This is a genomic window from Myceligenerans pegani (assembly GCF_014892515.1).
In the GTDB taxonomy this organism is placed as follows: domain Bacteria; phylum Actinomycetota; class Actinomycetes; order Actinomycetales; family Cellulomonadaceae; genus Myceligenerans; species Myceligenerans pegani.
Genome location: NZ_JADBGR010000105.1, coordinates 128788 through 152201, shown reverse-complemented (window position 1 = coordinate 152201; position 23414 = coordinate 128788). Strand labels below are relative to the sequence as shown.

The 23414-nt window shown below is 72.7% G+C and carries 20 protein-coding genes; 9 read left to right on the top strand and 11 right to left on the bottom strand.

Annotated features, from left to right (window positions below):
- Position 1 precedes the first annotated feature (1 nt).
- The gene (locus IIE03_RS19935) at positions 2 to 670 is read right to left on the bottom strand and encodes a hypothetical protein (protein WP_225998046.1); all 669 of its coding nucleotides are present in this window, start codon (positions 668 to 670) and stop codon (positions 2 to 4) included.
- Positions 671 to 878: 208 nt separating this feature from the next.
- Here IIE03_RS19935 and IIE03_RS19930 point away from each other — a divergent pair, with 208 nt between their 5' ends.
- From IIE03_RS19930 to IIE03_RS19910, 5 genes are read left to right on the top strand one after another with little or no spacing between them, the layout of a single operon-like run.
- On the top strand, positions 879 to 3137 hold the full coding sequence (locus tag IIE03_RS19930; RefSeq protein WP_192864509.1) for a SpoIIE family protein phosphatase: 2259 nt from the start codon (positions 879 to 881) through the stop codon (positions 3135 to 3137).
- Positions 3138 to 3188: 51 nt separating this feature from the next.
- Positions 3189 to 4205 (top strand): sigma-70 family RNA polymerase sigma factor, encoded by a 1017-nt coding sequence (locus IIE03_RS19925; protein ID WP_192864508.1) that lies wholly within the window; start codon positions 3189 to 3191, stop codon positions 4203 to 4205.
- A 48-nt stretch (positions 4206 to 4253) separates the two neighbouring features.
- A complete protein-coding gene (locus IIE03_RS19920; RefSeq protein ID WP_225998078.1) occupies positions 4254 to 4721 on the top strand; it encodes a universal stress protein in 468 nt (155 codons plus the stop codon).
- Positions 4718 to 5281 carry a fluoride efflux transporter FluC gene (locus tag IIE03_RS19915; protein WP_318843088.1) on the top strand — a complete coding sequence of 188 codons (564 nt, stop codon included), beginning with the start codon at positions 4718 to 4720 and terminating at the stop codon, positions 5279 to 5281. The genes IIE03_RS19920 and IIE03_RS19915 overlap by 4 nt, the downstream gene beginning before the upstream one ends.
- Positions 5278 to 5664, top strand: a complete 387-nt coding sequence (locus tag IIE03_RS19910) for a fluoride efflux transporter FluC (protein ID WP_192864506.1) — start codon at positions 5278 to 5280, stop codon at positions 5662 to 5664. The genes IIE03_RS19915 and IIE03_RS19910 overlap by 4 nt, the downstream gene beginning before the upstream one ends.
- Positions 5665 to 5744: 80 nt before the next feature.
- Here IIE03_RS19910 and IIE03_RS27155 read toward each other — a convergent pair whose 3' ends face one another.
- Positions 5745 to 6857 carry a glycoside hydrolase family 11 protein gene (locus tag IIE03_RS27155; RefSeq protein WP_192864505.1) on the bottom strand — a complete coding sequence of 371 codons (1113 nt, stop codon included), beginning with the start codon at positions 6855 to 6857 and terminating at the stop codon, positions 5745 to 5747.
- 210 nt (positions 6858 to 7067) lie between these two features.
- Here IIE03_RS27155 and IIE03_RS19900 point away from each other — a divergent pair, with 210 nt between their 5' ends.
- Positions 7068 to 8045, top strand: a complete 978-nt coding sequence (locus IIE03_RS19900; RefSeq protein ID WP_192864504.1) for a 5'-3' exonuclease — start codon at positions 7068 to 7070, stop codon at positions 8043 to 8045.
- A 169-nt stretch (positions 8046 to 8214) separates the two neighbouring features.
- Here IIE03_RS19900 and IIE03_RS19895 read toward each other — a convergent pair whose 3' ends face one another.
- From IIE03_RS19895 to IIE03_RS19885, 3 genes are read right to left on the bottom strand one after another with little or no spacing between them, the layout of a single operon-like run.
- Positions 8215 to 9021, bottom strand: coding sequence for a sirohydrochlorin chelatase (locus IIE03_RS19895; RefSeq protein WP_192864562.1), 807 nt, complete (start codon positions 9019 to 9021; stop codon positions 8215 to 8217).
- Positions 9022 to 9081: 60 nt separating this feature from the next.
- Positions 9082 to 11778, bottom strand: coding sequence for a phosphoenolpyruvate carboxylase (locus IIE03_RS19890; protein ID WP_192864503.1), 2697 nt, complete (start codon positions 11776 to 11778; stop codon positions 9082 to 9084).
- A 59-nt stretch (positions 11779 to 11837) separates the two neighbouring features.
- Positions 11838 to 12746 carry a DNA/RNA non-specific endonuclease gene (locus IIE03_RS19885; protein ID WP_192864502.1) on the bottom strand — a complete coding sequence of 303 codons (909 nt, stop codon included), beginning with the start codon at positions 12744 to 12746 and terminating at the stop codon, positions 11838 to 11840.
- Between the two features lie 81 nt (positions 12747 to 12827).
- On the opposite strand from IIE03_RS19885, the gene IIE03_RS19880 reads away from it, so the two are divergent.
- The 3 genes from IIE03_RS19880 (at position 12828) to IIE03_RS26895 (ending at position 16961) form a co-directional block, all read left to right on the top strand.
- A complete protein-coding gene (locus tag IIE03_RS19880) occupies positions 12828 to 13616 on the top strand; it encodes a deoxyribonuclease IV (protein WP_192864501.1) in 789 nt (262 codons plus the stop codon).
- A gap of 42 nt (positions 13617 to 13658) precedes the next feature.
- Complete coding sequence (locus IIE03_RS19875; RefSeq protein ID WP_192864500.1) at positions 13659 to 15122, top strand: hypothetical protein; 1464 nt, start codon at positions 13659 to 13661, stop codon at positions 15120 to 15122.
- Positions 15123 to 15251: 129 nt separating this feature from the next.
- The gene (locus tag IIE03_RS26895; RefSeq protein ID WP_192864499.1) at positions 15252 to 16961 is read left to right on the top strand and encodes a PQQ-binding-like beta-propeller repeat protein; all 1710 of its coding nucleotides are present in this window, start codon (positions 15252 to 15254) and stop codon (positions 16959 to 16961) included.
- Between the two features lie 133 nt (positions 16962 to 17094).
- Here the strand turns inward: IIE03_RS26895 and IIE03_RS19865 are convergent, their stop codons facing one another.
- From IIE03_RS19865 to IIE03_RS19840, 6 genes are all read right to left on the bottom strand, one after another.
- Entirely contained in the window at positions 17095 to 18405 is a 1311-nt protein-coding gene (locus IIE03_RS19865) for a hypothetical protein (RefSeq protein ID WP_192864498.1), read from the bottom strand.
- Positions 18402 to 18998, bottom strand: coding sequence for a sigma-70 family RNA polymerase sigma factor (locus IIE03_RS19860; RefSeq protein WP_192864497.1), 597 nt, complete (start codon positions 18996 to 18998; stop codon positions 18402 to 18404). The genes IIE03_RS19865 and IIE03_RS19860 overlap by 4 nt, the downstream gene beginning before the upstream one ends.
- 128 nt (positions 18999 to 19126) lie before the next feature.
- Positions 19127 to 20728: a PQQ-binding-like beta-propeller repeat protein gene (locus IIE03_RS19855; protein ID WP_192864496.1), complete on the bottom strand. Its 1602-nt coding sequence runs from the start codon at positions 20726 to 20728 to the stop codon at positions 19127 to 19129.
- A 144-nt stretch (positions 20729 to 20872) separates the two neighbouring features.
- Positions 20873 to 21079: a hypothetical protein gene (locus IIE03_RS19850; protein ID WP_192864495.1), complete on the bottom strand. Its 207-nt coding sequence runs from the start codon at positions 21077 to 21079 to the stop codon at positions 20873 to 20875.
- 122 nt (positions 21080 to 21201) lie between these two features.
- Entirely contained in the window at positions 21202 to 22380 is a 1179-nt protein-coding gene (locus IIE03_RS19845; protein WP_193107593.1) for an ABC transporter permease, read from the bottom strand.
- Entirely contained in the window at positions 22380 to 23297 is a 918-nt protein-coding gene (locus IIE03_RS19840; protein ID WP_192864493.1) for an ABC transporter ATP-binding protein, read from the bottom strand. The genes IIE03_RS19845 and IIE03_RS19840 overlap by 1 nt, the downstream gene beginning before the upstream one ends.
- Positions 23298 to 23414 lie beyond the last annotated feature (117 nt).

Genomic DNA, 23414 nt, shown 5'->3' with positions numbered 1-23414 from the left:
CTCACCCGACGGGCGCCTCCTTGACCACCTGACGCCACTCGGTGGGATCGAGCGCCGCGCTGTCCGCCTTGCCGGCCCACCGGCGTGCGTCCTCGATGGTGTCGGCGAGCAGGCTGCGCAGCCGGGCGTCGACGTCGGGCACGAACGCCTCGGAGATGCCCTGGACGGCCGTCGACACGACGCTCGGGGCGGCGTCCCGGACGAACCGCTTCGGACGAACCGTGGTGCCCGCGCAGAACCGCTCGGCCCAGGCGGCGGTCTTGGGAACCGACGCGAGCGCCTCGACCGATTCCGGTGCGAGGGTCCCCGACGGCCTCTCGTCCAGCACGTCGAGCATGCGCTCCGCGCCGTAGATCGCCACGGCGAGGGTCTGCTGGCGGTCGGCCGGCGAGATGGGCAGCGCGGCCTGGGCCGCGCGCAGCGCGATCCGGACGTCCCAGCGCTGGTCGTCGCTGGTCAGCCCGATCACGGACGGGATCAGCGGCGCGAGCTGCGGGCGCGCGTGATCCGAGGTCAGGTCGTTGACGGCGCGGGCGAGCATGGCCACCAACGGGTGCGTGCACGATGGGTGGTCGCTCCATCGCTCACCCGCGAGAAACGACGCGAGCTCCATGAAGCACGCGCCCTTCTTGGGGTTCCGGTGCTTGCCGCGTCCGAGCATCGGCAACATGTCGAAAGTTCCAGCGCTTGCGGTCACGATCCACCCCCACTGTGGGTTCGATGCTTCGTCCAGTGTGCGCGCGGTGTGACGCGGATCGCAATACCTACACCTGCGTTCGGCCGAGGCGGCGGGCTCGGGCGGGGTCGCTCCGGCGCGTCATCCCGCCGATATCCCCCACCGACAGGCGTGGCCGGACGTTTCCCGTGATACTGGGAAGATGCCGACGGACCTCCAGGCCCTGAACGACCTGGCGCACGTCGGCCTCGGGACCCAGGCCGCCGACGAAGCCTTCGAGCGGTTCGCCCGACTGGTGCGCCGTCATCTCGCCGTGCCCGCCGCGGCCGTCGTGATCCTGGCCGACGACGGCGCCACGGCCGGGGGCGAGCACGATCGCAAGCATCCGCACGGCCCGGACGCGCCACGGGACGACGAGTCGCTCCGGCTCCGTACCGGCCTGGCCCTGCCGGTGATCGACGCGGACAAGCCGCTGGTGATCGAGGACGTCCGGGTCGACAGGACGTTCGGCGAGGGCCACGTCGTGCGGGACCTGGGCGTCGTCGCGTACGCGGGCTTTCCCGTCCACGATCTGCGGGGGCGGCCCATCGGCGCCCTCGTCGCCGTCGACGAGCAGCCACGGCGCTGGACGCCGGAGGCGCTCGCCACGCTCGAGGATCTCGCGGCCGCCTGCAGCGCGGAGTCCCGTCTCCAGGCCGAGCGGGAGCGCGCCCGGCGGGTGCAGCACGCCGCGGTCCGCGCGAACCGGCGCAGCCGCTTCCTCCTCTCCCTCAGCGAGGCGTTCGCCGGCGCGCAGTCCGTGAACGACATCGACGCCGTCATCGCCGACATCGGCACCACCGGCATCGGCGCCCGCTACTGCGGCCTCGCGCTCGTCGACACCGATCGCCGCGGGATCACCTACACCTCGCTGGCCCATGTCGAACCCGGGTTCCCGGCGTCGTTCCGGCACGCACGGCTCACCGACGCCCGCCCGGTCTGCGAGGTGGTCCGCACCGGGAAGCCTCTCTACTTCGCGTCGGACGACGCGTTGATCAGCGCGTTCCCCGAGGTCGCGCCGTACAGCAACCACGGGCTGGGGGCGCGGGCGTTCCTCCCCGTGCTCTCGCCGAGCGGCACCGCGTTCGGCATCCACCCGGGCGGCGTCGTCGGGGTCGTGATCTTCGTCTGGGAGCGGGAGGCGCGCAGCGACCAGGACATGTTCGCGCTCGGCGCGGCCCTCGCGCAGTACGCGGGGGACGCGCTGGAGCGCGCGTGGCTGCTCGACGAGCGCCGCCGGGCGGCGACCACCCTGCAACGGTCCATGCTCAGCAGGCTGCCGCAGATCGCCCACCTCGACCTCGCCTGCACCTACTCCCCGGCCACCCGGTCCGATCAGGTGGGCGGCGACTGGTACGACGCCGTCAAGCTGGACGACGAGGCGTCGATCTTCATGGTGGGCGACGTCACCGGGCACGACATGCAGGCCGCCGCCACGATGGGCCAGCTCCGGTCCCTGCTCCGCGCCCTCGCATGGAGCCACGACGCCGCGCCGTCCGAACTGCTGCGCCTGCTGGACAAGGCGAACCACGGCCTGGGCCTGCACGCCTCCGGCACGGCCGTGCTGGTGCGCCTGGACCGTGTCAAGCGCGGCGGTGGCGTCTACGAGGTCACCTGGTCGAGCGCGGGACACCCGCCGCCCCTCGTGCTCCGCCGGGACGGCAGCGTGGAGCGGCTCGATGCGCGCAGCGACATGATGCTCGGCGTGGTGCCGGGCATCCGCCGCACCGATCACGCGACGCTGCTCCGGCCGGGCGAGACCCTGCTGCTGTACACCGACGGGCTCACGGAGCAGCACTCGGCCTCGGACGACGAGGCGCTCTCCGGCCTGGAGAAGACCCTGGCGGGCCTCGCCGACACGGCGACGGCCGCCCTCCCGATCACCCTCGTGCGCCGGCTGATCGGCCAGGACCAGCACGACGACGTCGCCGTGCTCGCCGTGCGGGTACGGATGGCGGCCATGCCGAGCAACCGCTCCGAGCCGGGGACCGCCCGCGTGGAGCGCAAGGTGGCGGACGACCTGTCGGATCTCGCCCCCGCGCGGCTCTGGATCGACGACATGCTCGAGACGTGCGGGGTCCCCCTGGCCCAGCGCCGCACCATCACGCTGCTCGCGTCGGAGGTCCTGACGAACGCGCTGGATCACGGCCGGGCGCCGATCGGCGCGGAACTCGACATCGATCCCACGCGGGTCCGGGTCGGCGTCCGCGACGGGTCGTCCGTGCAGCCGCGGCTCAAGGACCCGGACGTGCGGGAGTTCGGCGGCCGGGGGATCCAGCTCCTGGAACGGCTGGCGTCCCGGTGGGGCGTGGAGCGCCACGTGGACGACGACGGCACGGGGATCGACGAGGCGACGAGGGGCAGCCCTCGGGCCCGTCGGCGGGGCAAGACCGTCTGGTTCGAGATCGACCGGGAGCCGTGAGAAGACGCCGCACCCTCGTCAGTGTCAGACCCTCGGCGTAGCGTGTGAGCCATGGCACAGTCGACAGGCGTCGCGCCCGGCGCCGAGAAGATCGATCCGGAACTCATCGCGGGACTCGAGAAGCACCGCCGTGAGCTGACCGGATACTGCTATCGCATGCTCGGCGGCGCGTTCGACGCCGAGGACGCGGTTCAGGAGACGCTGCTCCGCGCGTGGCGCTCCTACGACCGCTTCGAGGGGCGCTCGTCCCTCCGCACCTGGCTCTACCGCATCGCGGGCAACGTCTGCCTCGACATGCTCGGTTCGAGCCGCGCCAAGCGTGAGCGCCCCATGGGCCTGGGGGCGCCGTCGGCGCCGGTGGTGGAGAGCCTCGCCGCCGAGCTGCCGGAGGAGCGGTGGATCGAGCCGGTCCCCGACGACCGCGTGCTGCCCGGACCGGGCGACCCCGCGGACACCGCGATCGCGCGGGAGTCGGTCCGGCTGGCGTTCGTCGCGGCGTTGCAGACGCTGCCCGCCAAGCAGCGCGCCGTGCTGGTGCTGCGGGAGGTGCTGCGCTGGCCGGCCCAGGAGGTTGCGGAACTGCTGGAGACCTCGGTCGCCTCGGTGAACAGCGCGCTGCAGCGGGCCCGCGCCACCCTGGCGGACCGTGCGCTCGACCTGGACGCCGCGTCCTCCACCCCGCGGAGCGAATCGTCCGAGAAGGAGAGCGCGCTCCTGGAGCGCTACATCGACGCGTTCGAGCGGTATGACATGGACGGCCTCAGCGCGCTGCTGCGTGAGGACGCGATCATGAACATGCCGCCGTACGCCATGTGGCTCCAGGGCGTGGAGGACATCCGGGCGTGGATGCTCGGCGTCGGATCGGGCTGCCGCGGCTCCCGTCTGGTGCCGGTGCGTGCGAACGGCTCGCTCGCCTACGGGCAGTACCGGCCGGATCCGGACGGCGGCTGGTTCCCCTGGGGACTGGCGGTCCTGGAGAACGACGGGGACAGGATCACGGGCATCACGACGTTCCGGTCTCCCGAACGCCTGTTCCCCTTGTTCGGCCTGGCGGACCACCTGGATTGACCGGTCGTGACGCGGATCACAACGGACCGATAGCCTCAGGGCGTGACGATGAGATCCGTCGTGGTCGGCGTGGACCACAGGCAACCGGACCTCCCTCGCCGGGCCGCGTCGCTCGTGCAGAGCCTGGGGGGATCGCTCGTCGAGATCGTCTGCCTGTGGGTGGACGAGACCGCGGTGACCGAGCCGAACGGCTTCGCGGTGTCGGTGGATCCCGACATCGTGGTGTCCGACGACCGGTACGCCGCCGACGTGCTGGACGGCCTGAACCGTTCGATGGCCGACGTCGGGCTGCCCTGGTCGGCGGTGCGCGGTGCGGGCGACCCGGCGCGGGAACTTGCCCGGGTCGCCGACGAGGTGAGCGCCGCGATGATCGTGATCGGCGCCCGCCGGGCCGGCCTGCGCGGCTGGGCGACGAGCATGGTGGGCGGAACGGTGGCGGGCCACCTGGTCCACGACCAGCGCCGCCCGGTGGTCGTCCTGCCCGAGCATCCGCTCGGCGGCGAGGAACCGGCGTGAACACCGCTGCGCGCGTGGGGGCGCATGCGGCATCGTGGTCCTCGATGAGTGCGCCGGCCTCCGAGCCTTCCCCGACGCCACCCGGTCCGGGCGGTCGCCGGAGGCTGCCCGCCCATCTGCGCCCGGCGCTCATCGGCCTGGTCGCGCTCGGCGGCGCGCTCGGTTCCGCCGCGCGACACGGCACGGAGATCGTCCTGCCGCCTGCCGGGACGACGGGTGGCTGGCCGCTGGCCACCCTCGCGGTCAACCTCCTCGGCGCGTTCGCCCTCGGGTTCGGCCTGGAGGCGCTGGCGCGTCTCGGCAGGGAGACTCCGGTCCGGCGCAACGTGCGCCTTGCGGGGGGCACGGGCTTCCTCGGCGGGTTCACGACGTACTCGGCCCTCGCGCTGGAGACCGAACGCCTGCTGTCCGGCGGACAGGCGGGCGTGGCGGTCGCGTACGTGCTGGTGTCGCTCGTCCTCGGCGCACTGTGCTGCCTCGCCGGCGTCGTGCTCGGAGAGCGAGCCGGTGCCGCGTATCTGAGGCGGTCCCGTGCCGTGGGGACGGGGGCGGACAGGTGACCGGGCTGCTCCTCGTGGCCGCGGGTGGCGCCGCCGGGGCCGCCGCGCGCTTCGTGCTCGACGGCGTGATCCGCTCCCGGCACCACGGCGCCTTCCCCTGGGGCACGTTCGTGGTGAACGTGCTGGGCTCGCTGATCATCGGCTTCGTCGCGGGATTCGTGCTGTTCGGCGGGCATACGGCGGACGCCGTCGAGCCGTCGCGGCTCGCCCTCGCCACGGGATTGTGCGGCGGATTCACCACCTTCTCCACCGCCATGGTGGAGGTGGTACGCCTGGCCCGGTCGAACCGGGTCCGGCTGGCACTGGTCAGCACGATCGGCACGCTCGTCACCACGGTGGCGGCGGTGGCAGCCGGGATCGCCGTCGTCGGCGTGATCGTCTGACGCGAGAGGCGGGATGCCCGTCGGGCACCCCGCCTCTCATCGGGCGCGCTCCGGCGCGCGGTCAGTCGGCCGTCGGAGGGTCAGATGCGGTTCCAACGCTGGTTGGCCCCACCGTGGCAGCTGTAGAGCTGCACGGGCGAGCCGTTCTCGCCGCTCCATACGTCGAGGCACACGTTGTGCTGCCGATTCCGGATCACTCCGTTGGACTCGCGGGTCCACTTCTGGTTGTTGCTCCCGCTGCACGAATAGATCTGCAAACGCGTACCATTCGATCCCGACGGGGCGTCCAGGCACTTCCCGCGCACCGTGATCTCCCCGGCGGAGGTGAAGGTGAAACGTTGGTTCTCGCCCTGGTAGCAGGAGTAGGTCTGCATCTGCGTACCGTCCGCCGTGTTGCCTCCCGGGAGATCGAGGCACTGGCCGGTCTCGGCGTTCTGCAGGCGGGTGACGTCACCACCGCCGCCGGGGTCACCGGGGTCACCGGGGTTGCCTCCGGAGCCCTCGCTGACGGTGACGTTGGAGGAGCCGGAGGACTGGTAACCCTCGGTCGCCATGATCTGGTAGTAGTGGTTGCCCAGGTTCAGGCCGTTCTGCGCCCAGGCGTTCACGTGGTTCTGGAAGGTGATGGTGCCGCTGGTGCGCTTGGAGGTCCGCACGCTCCAGTACTGGTAGAAGGTCGCGGTCCCGTCGATGGAGGGCTGGTTGACCCGCTGGGTGCGGTAGATGTCGTAGGTGCCGCCGTCGCTGTTGACGGTGCCGTAGTAGTCGGCGCTGCCCGGCGGACGCCAGGAGCCCCAGGACTCGATGACGTAGTACTCGATCAGCGGGCTCCGCGTCCAGCCGTACAGGGTGAGGTAGGAGTTCCCGTTGGGGTTGTACTGCGCCGAGTAGTTCACCACGCGGCTGTTGCTGCCGGGGTTCCAGCCCTTGCCGGCCACGAAGTTGTTCGTGCCGTTCCACTGCGTGGAGTAGTTGCCTCCGGAGCCCAGGTTCATCGTGACGCTGCCCTGGGTGTCGGTCCAGAAGGAGTAGAAGTACCCGCCGTGGTTGCCCTCCTCGTTGCGGTCGACCGCGGCGGCGGGGTTGCCGGCTGTCACGACCAGGGCGAGCGCGGCGCCCGCGCTCGCGAGTACCTGGGCCAGACGACGACGTCGACTCGGCCCGGATCGAGTCTTGGTAAACGATTTCGACATGGAATGCACTCCCTCGTGCGGTCATCGATGGATCAGGCGCGCAGGTGGCGCCGTGGTCGGCAGTCTTCGGGGCAGTTGATGTCGGTGTCAACGTTTCAAACGTTTAAGTAGAAACATTCGATACTTTCGCCCACTTTCGTGACGGGAGCTCGGCGGGTGGATCCGCGATCGCCGGCGCCGATGTCAGTGACGGGTGGCAGGCTGACCCCCATGAGCTTGATGCTGCTCGACACGGCGTCCCTGTACTTCCGAGCCTTCTTCGGCGTGCCCGATTCCCTGCGGTCGCCCCAGGGCGAACCCGTCAACGCGATCCGCGGCCTGCTGGACACGGTCGCGTGGCTGATCACCGAGCACCGACCGGACCGCGTGGTGGCCTGCTGGGACGACGACTGGCGCCCGGCGTTCCGGGTCGACGCCATCGCGTCGTACAAGGCGCACCGCGTCGCGGACGAGGCGGCGGGGACCGAGGTGGTGCCCGAAGGGCTGGCCCCGCAGATCCCCGTCATCGTCGAGGTGCTCGCCGCGTTCGGGATCGCCCGCGTCGGGATCCCCGGTCACGAGGCCGACGACGTGATCGGCACTCTCACCGAGCGCGAGGTGCGCCGGTCCGGCACCGCGCCCGGTGCGCCGTCGTCGGGCGTCGACATCGTCACGGGTGATCGCGACCTGTTCCAGCTCGTCGACGACTCCGCGGGGGTCCGCGTGCTGTACCCCGCGCGCGGGGTGCGCGACCCCGACGTCGTCGACCAGGCGGCTCTCGCCGCGAGGTACGGGGTGCCCACCGGCCAGGCGTACGCGGACATGGCGACGCTGCGCGGCGACCCGTCGGACGGCCTGCCCGGCGTCCCCGGTATCGGCGAGAAGACCGCCGCCAAGCTGCTCGAACGCTACGGCGACCTGGCCGGTATCCTGCGCGCCCGCGACGACGAGTCCGACAGGGGCCTCACCGCCACCCAGCGCAAGCGCCTCGTCGAGGCCGCGGACTACCTCGCCGTCGCGCCCCGCGTGGTGCGGGTGGCACGCGACGCCCCGCTGCCGGCGTTCGACGACGCCCTGCCCGCCGCACCGGCGGACGACGACGCCCTCGAAGCCCTCGCCGAGCGCTGGGGCATCCGGTCCAGCGTGAAGCGGGTCCGCGACGCCCTCGCGGAGCGCACGGCGTCCACCCGCGCAGAGCACCAGGCATGAGGTTGCCGGCATGGTCTGAGGCCGACATGGGCGTGAGGTTGTCGCGCGTCGCCCGAGAAGGACGAGCAGACAACCTCATGATCGCGTCGGCAACCTCATGGTCGGCGGGCCACCGGGTGGGCGGCGATCGGCGCGCGGAATCCCTGGGACAGGTTCCGGGCGCAGGACGCTACGAGCTGCGCCTCAGCGCGAGCCGATCCGCCGCTGCCTCGTAGCGATCGAGGACGATCCGGACCAGGCGGTCGTCCGGGGTGCCCGACGGCGCCAGCGGGGCGGTCACGACGTCCGCCCCCGCTTCCAGGACGCGGTCGTGGAAGTACCCCGGGGCCAGCAGGTAGGAGGCGACCACGACCCGGCCGGGCACGCCGGCGTCGCCCTCCGCAGGGGTCGTGCCCGCCACGACGGCTTCGCCCTCGCCGCCACCGCCGTCGCCGGTCGATCCCGCCCGCACCGCCGCGACCGCTGCCGGGACGCGCGGCTCGGCGCCGGCGCCGTACGACGGCGTCACCGGACGGCCCAGCCGCTCCGCGAGGCCGGCCGCGACCTCCTCGACCGCGACGGCCGCCGCCGCGACCGACGACCCGGCGGCGGCCAGCACCACGGCGTCGTCCGGCCGGAGGCCCGAACTCTCGTCGATCTCCGCGAGCCGGTCGGTCAGCAGGTCGACGAGCCGTGGGTCCGGGCCGAGCGGCTCTGCGGAGACCGCCGCGTCATCGTGCGCGGCGACCGCGCGGGCGATGTCGTGCCGCACGTGATAACCCGTCGACAGCAGCAGGGGGACGACGACGGCGGAGCCCGCGTCGGCCACGGCCCCCGCCAGCACGTCGTCGACCTCGGGGGTCTGCACGTCGACGAACGCCTCGCGCACGTCGAGGTCGGGCCGCGCGGCACGGACGCCGTCCAGCAGCGCGCGCACGGCGGCCTGCCCCGCGGCGTCGTCCGTCCCGTGCGAGGTTCCCACCAGTACTGGCGCCATGTCCATCGTCCCCTCTCCTCGCCGAACCCGTCGATCGCCGCGACCTCGTCCCGCGGTCGCTCAGCCGGTGTTCTGCAGGCCCGCCGAGACGCCGTTGACCGTCAGGAGCAGCAGGTGCTGCAGGCGTCCGCGGTAGGCCTCGTCGACCTCCGCCTCGCCGTCGGCCCCCGTCCGCAGGCCCCGCAGCGCGCGGACCTGCAGCAGCGAGAGCGCGTCGACGTAGGGCGAGCGCACCTGCACGGCGCGACCCAGCACGCGGCGGCCGGCCAGCGGGTACGCGTTGCCCGAGATCCTCAGCACCCACTCACGGGTGAGCCGGAGTTCGTCGAGCACCATGCGCGCGAGGTCGTCCCGGTCGCCGAGCGCCAGGTACATCTCGGCGATCCGCTCGTCCGTCTTGGCGAGCGACATCTCGACGTTGTCCAGCAGCGTCGCGAACAGCGGCCACCGGTCGCGGGCCTCCCGGAGGCGGTCCAGGCCGCCGTCGGCCGCCTCGCCGAACTCCTTCAGGGCGGTGCCCAGCCCGAACCAGCCGGCCAGGTTGATGCGCGCCTGCGACCAGGAGAACACCCACGGGATGGCGCGCAGGTCGTCGAGGCTGTTCACCGACAGGCCGCGCTTCGCCGGCCGGGAGCCGATCGGCAGCATGCCGACCTCCTCCAGCGGCGTGACCTGCGCGAACCACTGCGGGAACCCCTCGGACCGCACGAGCTCGTGGAACCGGCCCCGCGACGCGGTGTCGAGGCGCTCGGCGAGCCCGGTGAAGTCCGCAGCCGCGTCCGCGTTGCGCTTCTCGACGGACGGGGCCGACGCGAGCAGCGTCGCCGCGGCGACCTGCTCGATGTGCCGGGCGGCGATCATCGGGTCGCCGTAACGCGCCAGGATGACCTCGCCCTGCTCCGTCAGCTTGAACCGGCCGTCCACCGAGTGCGGCGGCTGCGCGAGCACCGCGCGGTTCGCGGGGCCGCCGCCGCGGCCGAGCGCGCCCCCGCGGCCGTGGAACAGCGTGAGCGTGATGTCGTGCCGCCGGGCCCACTCCGCGATCCGCGACTGGGCCTGGTCGGTCGCGAGGGTGGCCGAGACCGGCCCGACGTCCTTCGACGAGTCGGAGTAGCCGAGCATGACCTCGACCCGGCGCCCGTTGTCCGCGAGCCGCTTCTGCACGGCCGGCAGTGTGAGCATCGATTCCAGGATGTCCACGGAGTTGCGCAGGTCGGCGAACGTCTCGAACAGCGGGATCGCGTCGATGACCGGGGCGTCGTCCGAGCCCTCGAAGGCGAGCGCGGCGAGTTCGTACACGGCGGCCAGGTGTGCCGGCTCCTGCGTGAAGGAGACGATGTACCGCCGGGCCGCTCGCTTGCCGTACCGCCGCTGGACGGCGCCGAGCGCACGGAAGGTGTCGAGCACCTCGGTGGTGCGCTCGCTCAGGTCGCCGTGCACCCCCTTCGCGCGGATCTCCTCGAGCGCCGCGGCGTGCACCTGGGAGTGCTGCCGGATCTCGAGCTCCGCGAGGTGGAAGCCGAAGGTCTGCACCTGCCACATGAGGCGCTGCAGGTCGCCGTAGGCGGCGCGGGGCGCGCCGGCCGCGACGAGCGAGTCCTGGACGACCCGGAGATCCTGCTCCAGTTCCTCGGCATCCGCGTAGGCGAGGTCGGCGTCGCGGGTGCGCGTGGCGGCGATCCGGTCGGCGATGGCGAGCATCGCGGCCCGGTGCGGTTCCCGCGGGGAGGCGGCCGCGGCCTTGTCGGCGAGCTCGCCCGACATCTGCTTCTGGCGGAGCAGCAGGCCGTTCAGCTCGGACGACGGCGGGGTGTCGCCCTCGTCGAGCGTGAGCCGGCGGCCCGCCTCGACCGCGACGCGCTCCAGCGCCGTGAGGGCGTGCTCCGACGCGAGCGTGGCCGCCCTGCGGGTGACGTCGGCGGTGACGTTCGGGTTCCCGTCTCGGTCACCGCCGATCCAGGAGCCGAGGCGCACGAACGGCTTGGCCACCGGGGGCACCTTGCCGGCGTCGCCGGCGAGCAGCCAGTCGTCGAGACGGCGGTACACGTCGGGGAAGACGTCGACCATGACGGCGTCGAACACGCCCATGATGGTCTTGACCTCGTCGAGCACGGACGGCTTGGACTGCCGGATCGGGGAGGTGCGCCACATGGTGTCGATCTCGGCGAGCAGCCTGCGCTCGTTCTCGGCGCGGGACACTCCCCCGAGGCGCTGCTCGTCCCGCTCGGCGAGAAGGTTGCCGATGCGCCGGATCGTGCCGCTGATGGCGCGACGACGGGCCTCGGTCGGGTGGGCGGTCAGAACCGGGCGGAACTCGAGCTCGTCGAGACGGCGCAGCGCCTCGTTCCGCCCGACCTCCTCGGTGAGCTGAGCGAACGCCTCGGGAAGAGTCCCCTCCAGGACGGCGGGACCGCTGGCGGTCCCCGCCTCCCGGGTACGCAGCACGCGCACCCGGTGGAACTCCTCGGCGAGGTTCGCCAGGTGGAAGTAGCAGGTGAAGGCTCGGGCGACCTGTTCGGCACGCTCCAGCGTGAAGCCGTCGACGAGCTCCGCCGCCGCGGCCAGCGCCCCGTCGTGGCCGTTGCCGTAGGCCTCGATGGTCAGTTCACGCAGCCGCTCGACGTCGTCGAGCAGTTCCTGCCCGCCGGCCTCGCGAAGGATATCGCCGAGAAGGCCGCCGAGCAGTCGGACGTCGTCTCGCAGCGGGTCGGGAATCTCGTGACGTGCCGAGCCGCGGGCAGTGGTTGTGTCACTCACGATCTAGAGACTATTGGTAACCGGCGTTGAGACGAACTTTGCGTCCGAACCCCGAACGGTCACGAACCGGCCCGCAGGCGGATCTGCTCCCGCACGGTCAGTTCTGCCCAGCGCCGCGCCTGCGGTACCCGTTGTATGAGGATCTCGGCGGGTTCGTTGCCCGACGGCGGCTGCGGTTCCATGCCGAGGACGTCCGCGGTGAGCAGGGGGCCGAGATCGATCGATGTGAGGGATCCCACGTCGACCACCGGTACCTGATAGGTGCGGAACGGCCCGAGCGGCGGCACCTGGTCGCGGGCGAGCGCCTGGGCGGTGATCGCGTCGAGGTCGGCGTCGTCGAGCTGCGGGGTCTGATCGAGCACGAAACCCGCGGCGTAGAGACGTGAGTCCCCTTCGTCGCCCGTCGGACCGTCACCGGCCGAGGCCCACGCGACCACCTTCCAGAACATCCGGGGGATCGCCACGCCCCGGTAGACCGGGTCGTCCTCGTCCAGGACAGGGCCGGTGAACACGACGATCCGGTGGTCGTGGGAGTTCGCGTACTCCAGGACGTGGTCCTCGAGCCCGTTCCACAGCTCCTTCGACTGGTTGAACGCGTCCACCTGAGGGGCCGCGTTCGTGAAGGTGAACGTGTCGGCGTTCGCCTGCTCCGCCGACGCCATGTCACCCCAGACAGGGTCGAGCCGGCGTACGAGGTGACCCCGGTCGAGCGGATTGTTCTCGTACAGGCTCTTGCCCGCCTGCTCCCGTGCCGGGACGCGGGGGTCGAGCCGCCAGCTCCCGGTGCGGGGCAGGTCGACGAGCTTGCCCCCGTCGATGGTGCAGGCGGTCACCGACGCGAGGCGGCGCGCCGGGTCCAGCAGCACGCTGAAGTGCGTGTAGTCGAGACGGCGGGTCCTCTGGGCGGGTACGGGGAGCGGGACGGCGAGGCCGCCGGGGCCGATGAACTCGGCGTCGTATCCGGTCACGGCGACATCGTAGGAGGTCGCACGGGCCGACGACGCCCGCGACGGCGGCGCTTGTCAGACAGACCTCCTAGGGTGGGGCCCATGGTGAAGATCGGTGCGCACGTGGCTCTTGCCGACGCCGTGTCCGAGGCGCGGGCGCTCGGGGCCGACCAGGTGCAGGTGTTCGTGAACGACCCGCAGCAGTGGAAGATCCCGGATCTCGCGTACGAGGGCGGTGCCGAGGCGTTCCGGGCCGACGCCGCGGCGGCCGGGCTGGACGTGTTCGTGCACGCCCCGTACATCGTCAACGTGGCCTCCACGAACAACCGCATCCGGATACCGAGCCGCAAGCTGCTGCAGACCACGATGGACCGCGCCGCCGAGATGGGCGCCCGCGGCGTCGTCGTGCACGGCGGGAACGTCACCGTGAACGACGACCCGGCCAAGGGCTTCGACAACTGGCGCAAGGCCATCGACGCGTTGGAGACCGACGTCCCCGTGCTCGTCGAGAACACCGCCGGCGGCGATCACTCCATGGCCCGCACCCTGGAGCGCATCGAGCAGCTCTGGGAGGCGATCCAGCGGGCCGACGGCGCCGATGTCGTCGGCTTCTGTCTCGACACCTGTCACGCCTGGGCGGGCGGGATCGACCTGACCGAGGCGGCCGATCGGATCCGGGCGATCACGGGCCGGATCGACCTGGTGCACGCCAACGACTCCCGGGACGAGGCGGGCTCCGGCGCGGACCGGCACACCAACTTCGGGCGCGGCACCATCCCCGAGGAGCAGCTCGTGGCGGTGATCGCGGCCGCCGGGGCGCCGGTGATCTGCGAGACGAAGGGTGACATGGCGCCGGACATCGCCTGGCTCCGCGAGCGCCTGCCCGCCTGACGACCTCTAGTTTCTCCGGTCCTGACCCGCGATGATGGAGGGATGGGCCGGCCAGAGAGCGCGGACCGCGTCGTCTTCGAGCTCGAGGACGACGATTCGGCCACGCCTACCGCCGGTCCCGGTGGCGAACCGGGTACCGACGCGGAGCCCGGTGTCTGGGACGGGGACGGCCCGGTGCGGCTCTCAGTGCCGGCCCGGCCGTGGTGGCGGCGCCGGCGATGGTGGTTCCTGGCGGTCTTCGTGCTCGGGCTGGTCGTCGCCGTCGTCGTGGACGAGGTGGGCGAGTACCGGGAACGGACCGAGCGTCTGATGGGTGCCCCCGGCGGCGTGCTGTCCCTGGAGGGCCCGCCGCGCGAGCGCTGGCGTGTCCCGGACGTCGCCGGCCCGTGGCCCTCGGCGGAACTGGTGGTGGCGACGGTGCGCGGCGACGTCGTCGGCCTGGACCCTCGCTCGGGTGAGGTGGTCGCGGACTTCGGGCCGGCGGCGACCACGCTCTGCGGTCCGGAGGTGGGCCGTCCGGAGTACCCGGTGTGCGTGCCCCCGGACGGCGATCCGCCGCGGGTCCCGGGGCCCGACGGCACGTTCCTGACGGCGGAGCGGATCGGGCCGGAGCCGGGGGACTCGCCGGTCAGCTCGTCGTGCGAGGGCGGCGTGTGTCAGTGGTTCGGTGCGATCACGGACGCGCGCGACGTGCGCGTGGAGGCCACGGACGCCGCGACGGGCGCCGTGCGGTGGCGTCGCACCATCGAGTTCCGCACGGTGGGTCGCGCGGAGCGCTGCGCCGACGGCGCCGAGCTCGACCTCGAGTCGGTCACGCTGGCCACGACCGCGCACACGGTGCTGGTGGAGGGGTGCGGGATCGACGCCTGGGTGGCGGCGAACGGGCGGGTGCTGGAGCGCGCGCGGTCGATACGCGGGGACGTCGAGGTCCTGGCCCGGCCCGACGGCGGCTACCGCGCCTGGGCCCGGGCGGGCGCCATCGGCACGGGTCTGACGTTGATGTTCGGCCCGGACGGGGAAGGGGAACGCGACGCGTCCGGCGTGGTGCTGGACCCGGTCGCCACGGACGGGTCCCCCGGCGCGGTCACCCTCGTCCAGCGGGGCGCGCAGTTGCTGCACGTCGGGGAGGACGGCCGGATCCTCTGGAACGTCGACCAGACCGCGGAGCTGTTCCTGGCGCGCACGCAACGAGAGGGTGTGCTGCTCGACCGCGAGGGCGTGGCGATCGGGATCGACCTGGCCTCGGGTGAGACGGTGTGGCGGACCCAGGTCGGCATGCCGGCCGACGGCGCATGGAACGGCTACGAGGACGAGGTGGCGTTCACCGATGGGCGGCGGGTGACGATCCTGGTCGAGGGCGAGGGCGGAGCTCGGCGTGCCGTGACGCTCGACCTGCGTTCCGGCGACGGACGGTGGTCCTGGGACGTGCCGGACGGGTGGGTGGTCCGGGCGGTGAACGGCCGCCTGGTCGCCGAGGCGAACGGCGATCTGGTCGGCCTCGGGTAGTCGGGTCCGTTCTCGGCGGTGGTCGCGTCTGCGCCGCGCGCCCGGCTTTCCCAGCGAACTGTCGTGTTCGCCCGATAGATTTTCTGTGCAGCGATGGTTCACGTGAAACGTTCGCGGCGAGGAGATCACGTGGGGAGACAGGACCGGATCGTCTTCGACCTGGTCGAGGGCGAGCACGAGATCAACGAGGCCGACGACGGTCGCGGCGGGCAGGGAGGCCCGTCCCGGTCGGGTGGCGGCGAGTTGCTGCGCGATCTCGGGTCGGCGTTTCTCGCCCGCATGGTGGGGGCGCGTGGCTGGGTGTCCCGCCATCGCGCGGCCAGCCTGATCGCCACGGGCGTCGCGGCCGCCGTCGTCCTCACGGCGGCGGGGTTCGGGACCGTGCGGGAGCAGCACCGTGTGGACCTGTTGCGGACGGCGCCCGGCGGCGTCGAGTCGCTGGCCGGACCGCCCGAGGAGGCGTGGCGCCACGTCCCGGCCGGCGCGACGAACCTTGCCGGGTGGTACGGGTTCGGCACGGGCGCGGTCGCGATCGGCCGGAACGTCGTCTTCCTCGAGGGAGAACAGAGTGCGGTGAACCGCTCCGGACTCCACGATCTCGACGAGCGGTTGCGGTGGGACGACGCCGAGCTCGTCGCGATCGACGTCCGCTCCGGCGAGGAATCCTGGCGTGTCCCGCTCGGTGACGATCCCGAGTGCACTCCGCCGGAGGCCGGTGGGGCGGCCCGCGTCCTCGACGAGATCGTGTGCCTGGTGGGCCGCCCCGACGAGCGCAGCGTGATCGCCGTCGACGCGGCGGGCGAGGCGTCGGAACCACGGCGCCTGGCGCCCGAGGACCTGCGCGCCGAGCTGACCCCCGCCTGGAACGGTCTGGTCGTCAGAGCCCACTCCCGGGGAGAAGCGCCGGACGTCGACTGTTCGGACGCGGCGATGTTCCCGAGAGGATGCACCCTGTCGGACGACGATCCGACCTGGCGCGTCGTCGTCCACGCGGAGGATGCTCGGACCGGCGACGAGGTGTGGCGGGAGACCGTGCCCTGGAACGATGATCTCAGCTCGTGCCTCGAGACCACGGTCAACGCGGGCGAACCCGTGATCGACCCGACCGCGTTGTCGCTCTCGGTGTGGGGCGGGTTGATCCATGTTCGTGGCTGCGGCGTCGAGGCATCGTTCCGTGCCGACGGCAAGGCGACCACGGGCGACGACGTCAGGCTGTCCGAATCCGGTGACCTGTTCTTCGTGCAGGACTACGACTACGAGAGCAACGAGACGACCGCGACGGTGCGCACCGCCGACGGAGCCGAGGTCCTGACGACGAACGGTTGGCTGCCGGACGTCGACGCGACCGACGGCACGACGTCGGACATGTTCGTCCTGATGACCGAACTGGGGAGCTCCCTGCACGGCTATCGCCTCGACGGATCGCCGGCCTGGGAACTGGAGAATGTAGCCGAGGCGATGGTCGGCCGGGTGGGTCAGGTCGGGATCTTCCGTCGGCACGACGGACGATCGACGGGGATCGACCTCGACTCCGGCGACGTGCTGTGGGAGCAGAGCGCCGACGAGGTGATCGTCGACGGCGCCGTCCGGCCCCCGACGGCGTTCACGGACGGACGGTCGCTGCTGCTGGCCAGTACGCCGGACGCGTACCAGATCATCTACGGCGACGACGGAGACGTCCTGCCGCAGGACGCAGGCCGGTCTCACCTGATCGCGGTCGACGTCGGAACGGGCCGGACACGCTGGACCGTGGAGAGCGAGGACACGATCTGGTTCGCCGTCGACGGCCGGCTCCTGTCCGTCGCGGCCGACGGCTCCCTGGTGGGCTACCGCGGCTGACGCGGGCGTGCCACGCCGCCGGGGCCGGCGTCGTGCCGCCCTGGCGCGCACCGGCGGCTCCAGGCGTGCCGCCACGACCCGGACCGCGCGGACGGTGCTCCGCCCACGCGGTCCGGGAGTCGGCGGCTCCGGATCATCGCTCGGTCATCGGGACCATCCGGAGCTCGACCTGAGCCACCTCGGCGTCGACGGCCTCCAGCACGACGCCCACCTCACCGTCCACGGAGAACCCGTCGCCGGTGTACTCGAGGCTCGAGAGGAGCACGTGCTCCTCACCGTCGCAGGTGAGGGCCACCGACTCGGTGTCGGGGGGTGCCGCCCACGTTCCGCGCAGCGTGGCGAGGGCGAGGTAGTTCCCGCTCTGGAAGCTCCCGCCCTCCTCGGTCCCGGTCGTGGTGCAGCGGCTCCGCACCTCGAAGGGCGTTCCGTCGAGTGCCAGCCGCTCCGCCGCGGCGAGGTCGCCGGTGTACGAGACCCAGCGTTCACGCTCACCGGTGCGGTCCAGGACGACGCTGTTGACACCACGCTGCTCGACGATCTCCTCGTCCGGTCCCTCCGGGAGGACGATCGGCTCGGCCACCTCGGCCCCGCCCGCGCGGCCGGCGAGCATCGGCACGCCGTCGAGGACCACCACCTCCTCGGCGGGCCCGACGAGCAGTTCGTCGTCGGAGTACCGGATCGTCGCGGCCCGCACCTCGTACTCGCCGTCCGGGAGGCCGCGGCTCGCGCCCTCCGGCGCGCACTGGTTGGCACCGACGTAGCCGGCCTCGGTGATGCCCGAGGCGTTCTCCGTGTTGGTGAACGGGAACAGGTCCCAGCCCCCGACGTCGACCACACGGCCCTCGGCGTCCGTCCAGACGAGTGTCGGCCAGTTCAGGTCGTCCGCCGGAACCTCGTTGCCCTCGGGGTCGTACACCGCGACGGGCACCGACTGGGTGTGTCTCCACTCGCCGTTCTCGTCGAGCGCGGCCGAGGTCCGGATGTCGTCGCCGTAGGCCAGCCGCTCGTCGTCGGCCACGACCACCTCGGACCACGGCACACCGCAAGCCAGGTCCGTTCCCTCGAGCAGCTCGGGCTGGTAGCCGTCGACGATCCGCCACTCGTCGCGCGGGACGCTCGGTTCCGTGGTCGGCTCTGCGCTGACCGACACCGAGACCGACGGATCTCCCGGCAGCACCGGCGAGGCGTCGTGCGGCGGCGTGAACTGCGTCGCGCCGAAGGCCAGCACACCGGCGACGGCCAGCGCGCTGCCGCCGGCGGCGCCCAGCTTCGCCGTCCTGCGCCGCCGCACGCGGCCCGCCATGTGCCCCAGCGTCGCGGCGGGGCCGGTCGGGGAGTAGGGGTCGACGCCGGCCGCCATGGCGGTGAGGGTCTCGGCCAGGACGCGGCTGCCGTCCGGGTCGATCCAGCCGTGGTCGGGGGTCCGGTCGCTCTGGTGGCTCATCGGTGGCCTCCTTCGGCCGCGCTCGTCGTCGGTTCCAGTACGCCCCGCAGGACGCGCATGCTGTCGTGCAGATAGCGCTTCACCGTGCCCGGCGCGGTGCCGAGTGTCTCCGCGACCTGCGAGATGGTCATGTCCTCGAAGTAGCGGAGCACGACGGCGGAACGCTGCCGGGGCGTGAGCTCGTTCAGGGCCTGCACCACGTCGGCACGGGCCGTGATGCCCGAGTCGGGGAAGCGCACGTCCACGGGATCCGCGATCCGCGGCTCCAGGGCGGTCCAGCGCTTCTTCCGCCGCCATCCGTCGAGGTAGAGGTTCAGGATCGTGCGACGCACGAACGCCTCGATCCGCTCGACCCGCGCCGGTGGCTCCGACAGGCCGGAACCATCCAGCGGCACCGTCCGCATGCGCGGGTCGCCGGATCCCTGGCCGCCACGCACCGCCCGCGGCTTCACCAGCCGCGAGCAGTACCGCACGAGCGCCTCCTGGACGAGATCCTCGGCCTGTCGCACGTCGCCGCAGAGCGTGTACGCGTATCCGGTCAGCGCGCTGCCACGCTCTCGCGCGAGCGTCTCCAGTTCTTCATGCCAACCCATCGCGGGCTCCCATCCCTGGCTTCATGACCCTCTCGACGAACCTCGCCCCGAAAGGGTTGTGCGGTCCGGGCGGGAGCGCGGACGAGGCCGTCCGGGACGAGGACGCCGGCCGGCGGGCCGCGACCGGGCTACTCGCCCGTCGCGAGCCCCGCGACGCCGGTGCCGTTCACCTGCACGAGGTGCCCACTCACGCTCGCGATCTGCGCGTACGGTTCGTCCTGAGCCACGTCCCAGACGGTCTCGCCCGTGTCCAGGTCGAGCCCCACGAGCCGGAGCTGTCCCTCCCCGCCGGTGGACGGGCCGTCGATGACCAGCATCGCCGATCGGCCGTCGGTGTACGCGCCGAATACCGCACTCCCGGCGACGGCGGCGGCGTCCTTCCCGAGCACGCCGGAGGTCCAGCGGCGGTCACCCGTCTCGGTGTCGTAGGCCGTGACCTGCCCCTTCTCCGTGAGCGTCACGGTCATGTCCGCCGTTCGCACCAGCACGTCGCGGGTGTCCTCCCACTCGGGAACGAACGCGCCGTCGAGCTCCGGATCGTCGGTCGCCCACGGCACGAGTGCGCCGTCCCGCTGGTCCGCGCCGGGTGCGGGCGTGCCGTCCGCCGTCCCGAGACTCGCCGAGATCCCGCAGGCCGCGGCACTGATCCGGCGCTCGTCGGCGGACCAGGTGAGCTCGCCGAGCACGTCCAGTTCCGGTCCGTCGTCACCCCACACCAGGCACGAGGTGCCCTCCAGGTCCGGGTCGAACGCCACCGTGCGAGGCCCCCAGCGGACCTCGCCCGTCGCCGCGTCCTCCACGCGCACCGTCAGGCCGGGAGCGGACTCGACGCGGCCCTTCAGCACGGCGATCCCGTCGTCGTCCTCGACCACGCGTGCGTCGCCGACGTCGAGAGGCGTCTGGTCGCGCGCGAGCACCGCCAGGCCGCCGTCGGGCAGCGGGGCATGGACGGGAGCGGCACCGGCGCCGGCGGGGGCGTCGCCGTCGCCCGGCTCGAGCGTGCGGCGTTCGGCGTCGCCTCCGGCATCGATCACGACGACCTCGGGCGCGGTCCCCTCGGTCACGCAGACCAGCGGGTCCGACGGCGTCGCCGTGCGCACCGCGACCGAGCCCACCGTGAGCCGCGACGGGCCGCACCGCAGGCCGGCGCCGTCGGCCACGGCGTCGGGCTCCAGGACCTCGACGGTCCACAGCTCCTCGCCGGTGGCGGGATCGAGCCCGAGCACCTGGCCATCGACCGTGATCGCCGCGACGTGGCCCAGCGGGACGATCCTCGGCTGGACGGCGTCGCCGAGATCGACCTGCCACGCCTCGCTCGGCGCCCCCGCCAGGGTCAGGACGCCGCCGGGCGCGGCGCGCAGCCGGTCGTCGCGCAGGTGGGCCTGCAGGGCGAGCCCGCCCACGACGGCACCCGCCACCACCACGGCCGTACCGCCGAGCAGGATCGCCCGGCCCCTCCTGCTCGCGGGGACGGCCGAGCGCATCGCCCGGCCGGCGGAGCCGAGCGCCCCGGCGCCACGAGACGCGCCGCGGCGGATCGCCGCACCCGCACGCGCCGCACCCACGCCGGCGCGTTGCCGCGCCCTGCTCAGCGGGCCACCGGCCGCCTCCTCCGGTGCGGACCCGCCCGGCTCGCCCGGATCCGGCTCGGACGGGTTCTTGATGTGCTCGGGCACGCTGTCGAGCAGCACGCCGTCACCATCGCGCGGGGAGTCCTCCTGCTTGGGCATGGCCCGGAGTTTTCCACAAGGCCGGGCTCCCAGGCCATGGGCTGCACTTCCCAACCATCCCGGGCGCACCGCGCGACCACGCCGTCGTGCTCGGTGACTGCACTCCCACCAGCCACGACGGCGCGGGTCGGCCGGAGGCTCCGCTCAGATCCCCCGCTTCGCCGCCGTCTCCACGACCAGGTCCAGCAGGGCGGCGTTCGCGCGGCGCTTGCGGTCCTGCGGGTCGCACGTCAGGGCGTCGCCGGCGCTTCGCCGGTCCTGCCCGCCGGGCTCGGGGTCGCGCTCCGGCCTCCGTGTCCGGGAACGCTCGGCTGCTGAGACGATTGACTGCATCCGGGTTGCGGCATCCATGGTCGGCCTCCTCAGGCGACGGCGTCGGGTTGTCCACCCACGCCTCCCCATGCTGGGGTCCATGAGTTTCACTCGTGTTGCCGCCACGGCACGGTCTGGTGACCAGCCTTCACCCCGACCGCTCACCCCGCCCGCAGCGCCTGCCGCCAGCCGACGCGTCCTCCGGTCTGCAGCAGTGCCCGGCGGTACGCCCTCTCCGAGACCAGCACGACCCCGGCGGCGAAGGCCGCGAGCAGCACGAGCGCCACGACCGGCTCCCACCAGCCGGCGTCCCCGGACAGCACGCGCACCGGCATGGAGACGATCGACGTCACCGGGACGAACGACAGCACCCGCTCGAGCGTCCCGTCGGCGCCGAAGGTGGTCAGGTAGACGGCCATGAGCACCACGCCCATGGGTGCGGTGGTGCCCTGCAGGTCCTCCAGGCGCGACGCGAGCGCACCCGCCATCGCGTACATGGCCGCGACGGCCACGAACCCCACGGTGAAGAAGACCACGAACCAGCCGAGCGACGCCGTCATCGCCGGCACCGCCGCCTTGAAGTCCGTCAGCGCGAGCCCGACCACTCCCACCGTCGCGAACAGGAGGTTCTGCGCCAGCGCGATCACCGAGTTGCCGAGCACCTTGCCCGCGAGCACGTCCCGCAGCGGCACGGCCGACGCGATGATCTCCACCAGCCGCGACTGCTTCTCCTCCACGACGCTGGCGGCGATCATCTGCCCCGAGCCGATGGCGCTCATGAAGAACAGGAACGCCAGCGCGAAGCTCGCGAACTGCACGACACCCGGATCCACGGCCCCGCCGTCGAGCCGCTCCGTGACCAGGTCACCGCCCGCGGCGAGTTCGTCGAAGCTCGTCCCCAGGGCCTCCGCGCGCTCCGTCACGGTGACCCGCTCGACGACGGGCGTGAGCAGCCGCGTCAGGCTTCCGTCCGGTTCGCGCCAGCCGGCCAGGGTCCAGCCGTCCGGCCCGCTGCTGAGCCACACGTCGGCGGTCTCGTCCTCGAGCGCGGCGCGGGCGGCGTCCGCGTTCGCGACCTCGCGCACGGTGAGCTCGCCACCGTCCTCCCCCAGTTCGGCGGCGGCCTGTTCGACGGCGGTCGCCGCCGCGTCGTCGCCCGCGGTGACGGCCACGTCGTAGGTGTCGACCTGCTGGCTCTGCCACGCGAAGAACCCGGCGATGCCGGCGATGAGCAGCACCGTGACGAGCAGGCCGAAGAGGTAGGCCTTGTTCATCACGCGCGCGACGATCTCGCGCTGCATGACGATCAGCCAGGCGGGTGAGTCGTTCGTGCCGGGCATCATGCGGCCACCTCTCGGTAGATCTCGGTCAGGCTCGGGCGCACGGGGCAGAACTCGCGGACGTCGCCGCGCTCCAGGGCGGAGTGCAGCAGCCGGCGGCCGGCGCCGTCGTCGGACATCTCGAGGAGCGCGACGGGACCGTCGACGTCGATCGCGCGGACGCCGGGCACGCTCCGCACCCACCCGGCGTCGCCCGACAGCACGAGACGGTGCCGCACGGTGCCGCGCGTGGCGAGTTCGGCGGGCGTGCCGTCGGCGACGACCTCGCCCCGCCGCAGGATGACGAGCCGCTCGCACAGCCGCTCCACCAGGTCGAGCTGGTGCGAGGAGAACAGCACCGGCACGCCGCGCGCGGTGTGCTCCCGCAGCAGGTCGGCCATGCCGTCGACGGCGGCCGGGTCGAGGCCGCTGAACGGCTCGTCCAGGATGAGCGCGCGGGGCGACCCCATGAGCGCCGCGATGATCTGGACGCGCTGCTGGTTGCCGAGCGACAGCTTCTCCACGTGGTCCTTCGCCCGGTCGGCGAGGCCGAGGCGCTCCAGGTGGCCGAGGATCTCGGCGCGTGCGGCCGGTGCCGGGACGCCGCGCAGCCGGCCGAGGTAGACGAGCTGGTCGAGCACGGGCTGCTTCGGGTAGAGACCACGCTCCTCGGGCATGTAGCCGAAGGCGCGGCGGTCCGCCGCAGTGATCGGCCGGCCCTCGAACAGCGTCTCGCCCGACGTCGGCGCGAGGACTCCCATCATCATCCGCATGGTCGACGTCTTGCCGGCTCCGTTGCCGCCCACGAACCCCGTCAGCCGGCCGGCCGGCGCGCGGAACGAGACGTCGTCGACCGCGCGGACCGCGCCGTCACCCGTCCCGAAGATCCGGACGAGGGACCTGACCTCGAGGTCGCCCCCCTGGTGTGCTGTGCTCATGGGCCTCACGCTAGGACGACGGCGCGGTTCCGGGGATCGTCCGCGAGGTGGAGTCGCCTCCCCCTGCCGACGGGTTCCGGCGCGGGTGCGGTCGGCCGGGTGTCGAGCGACAGCCGG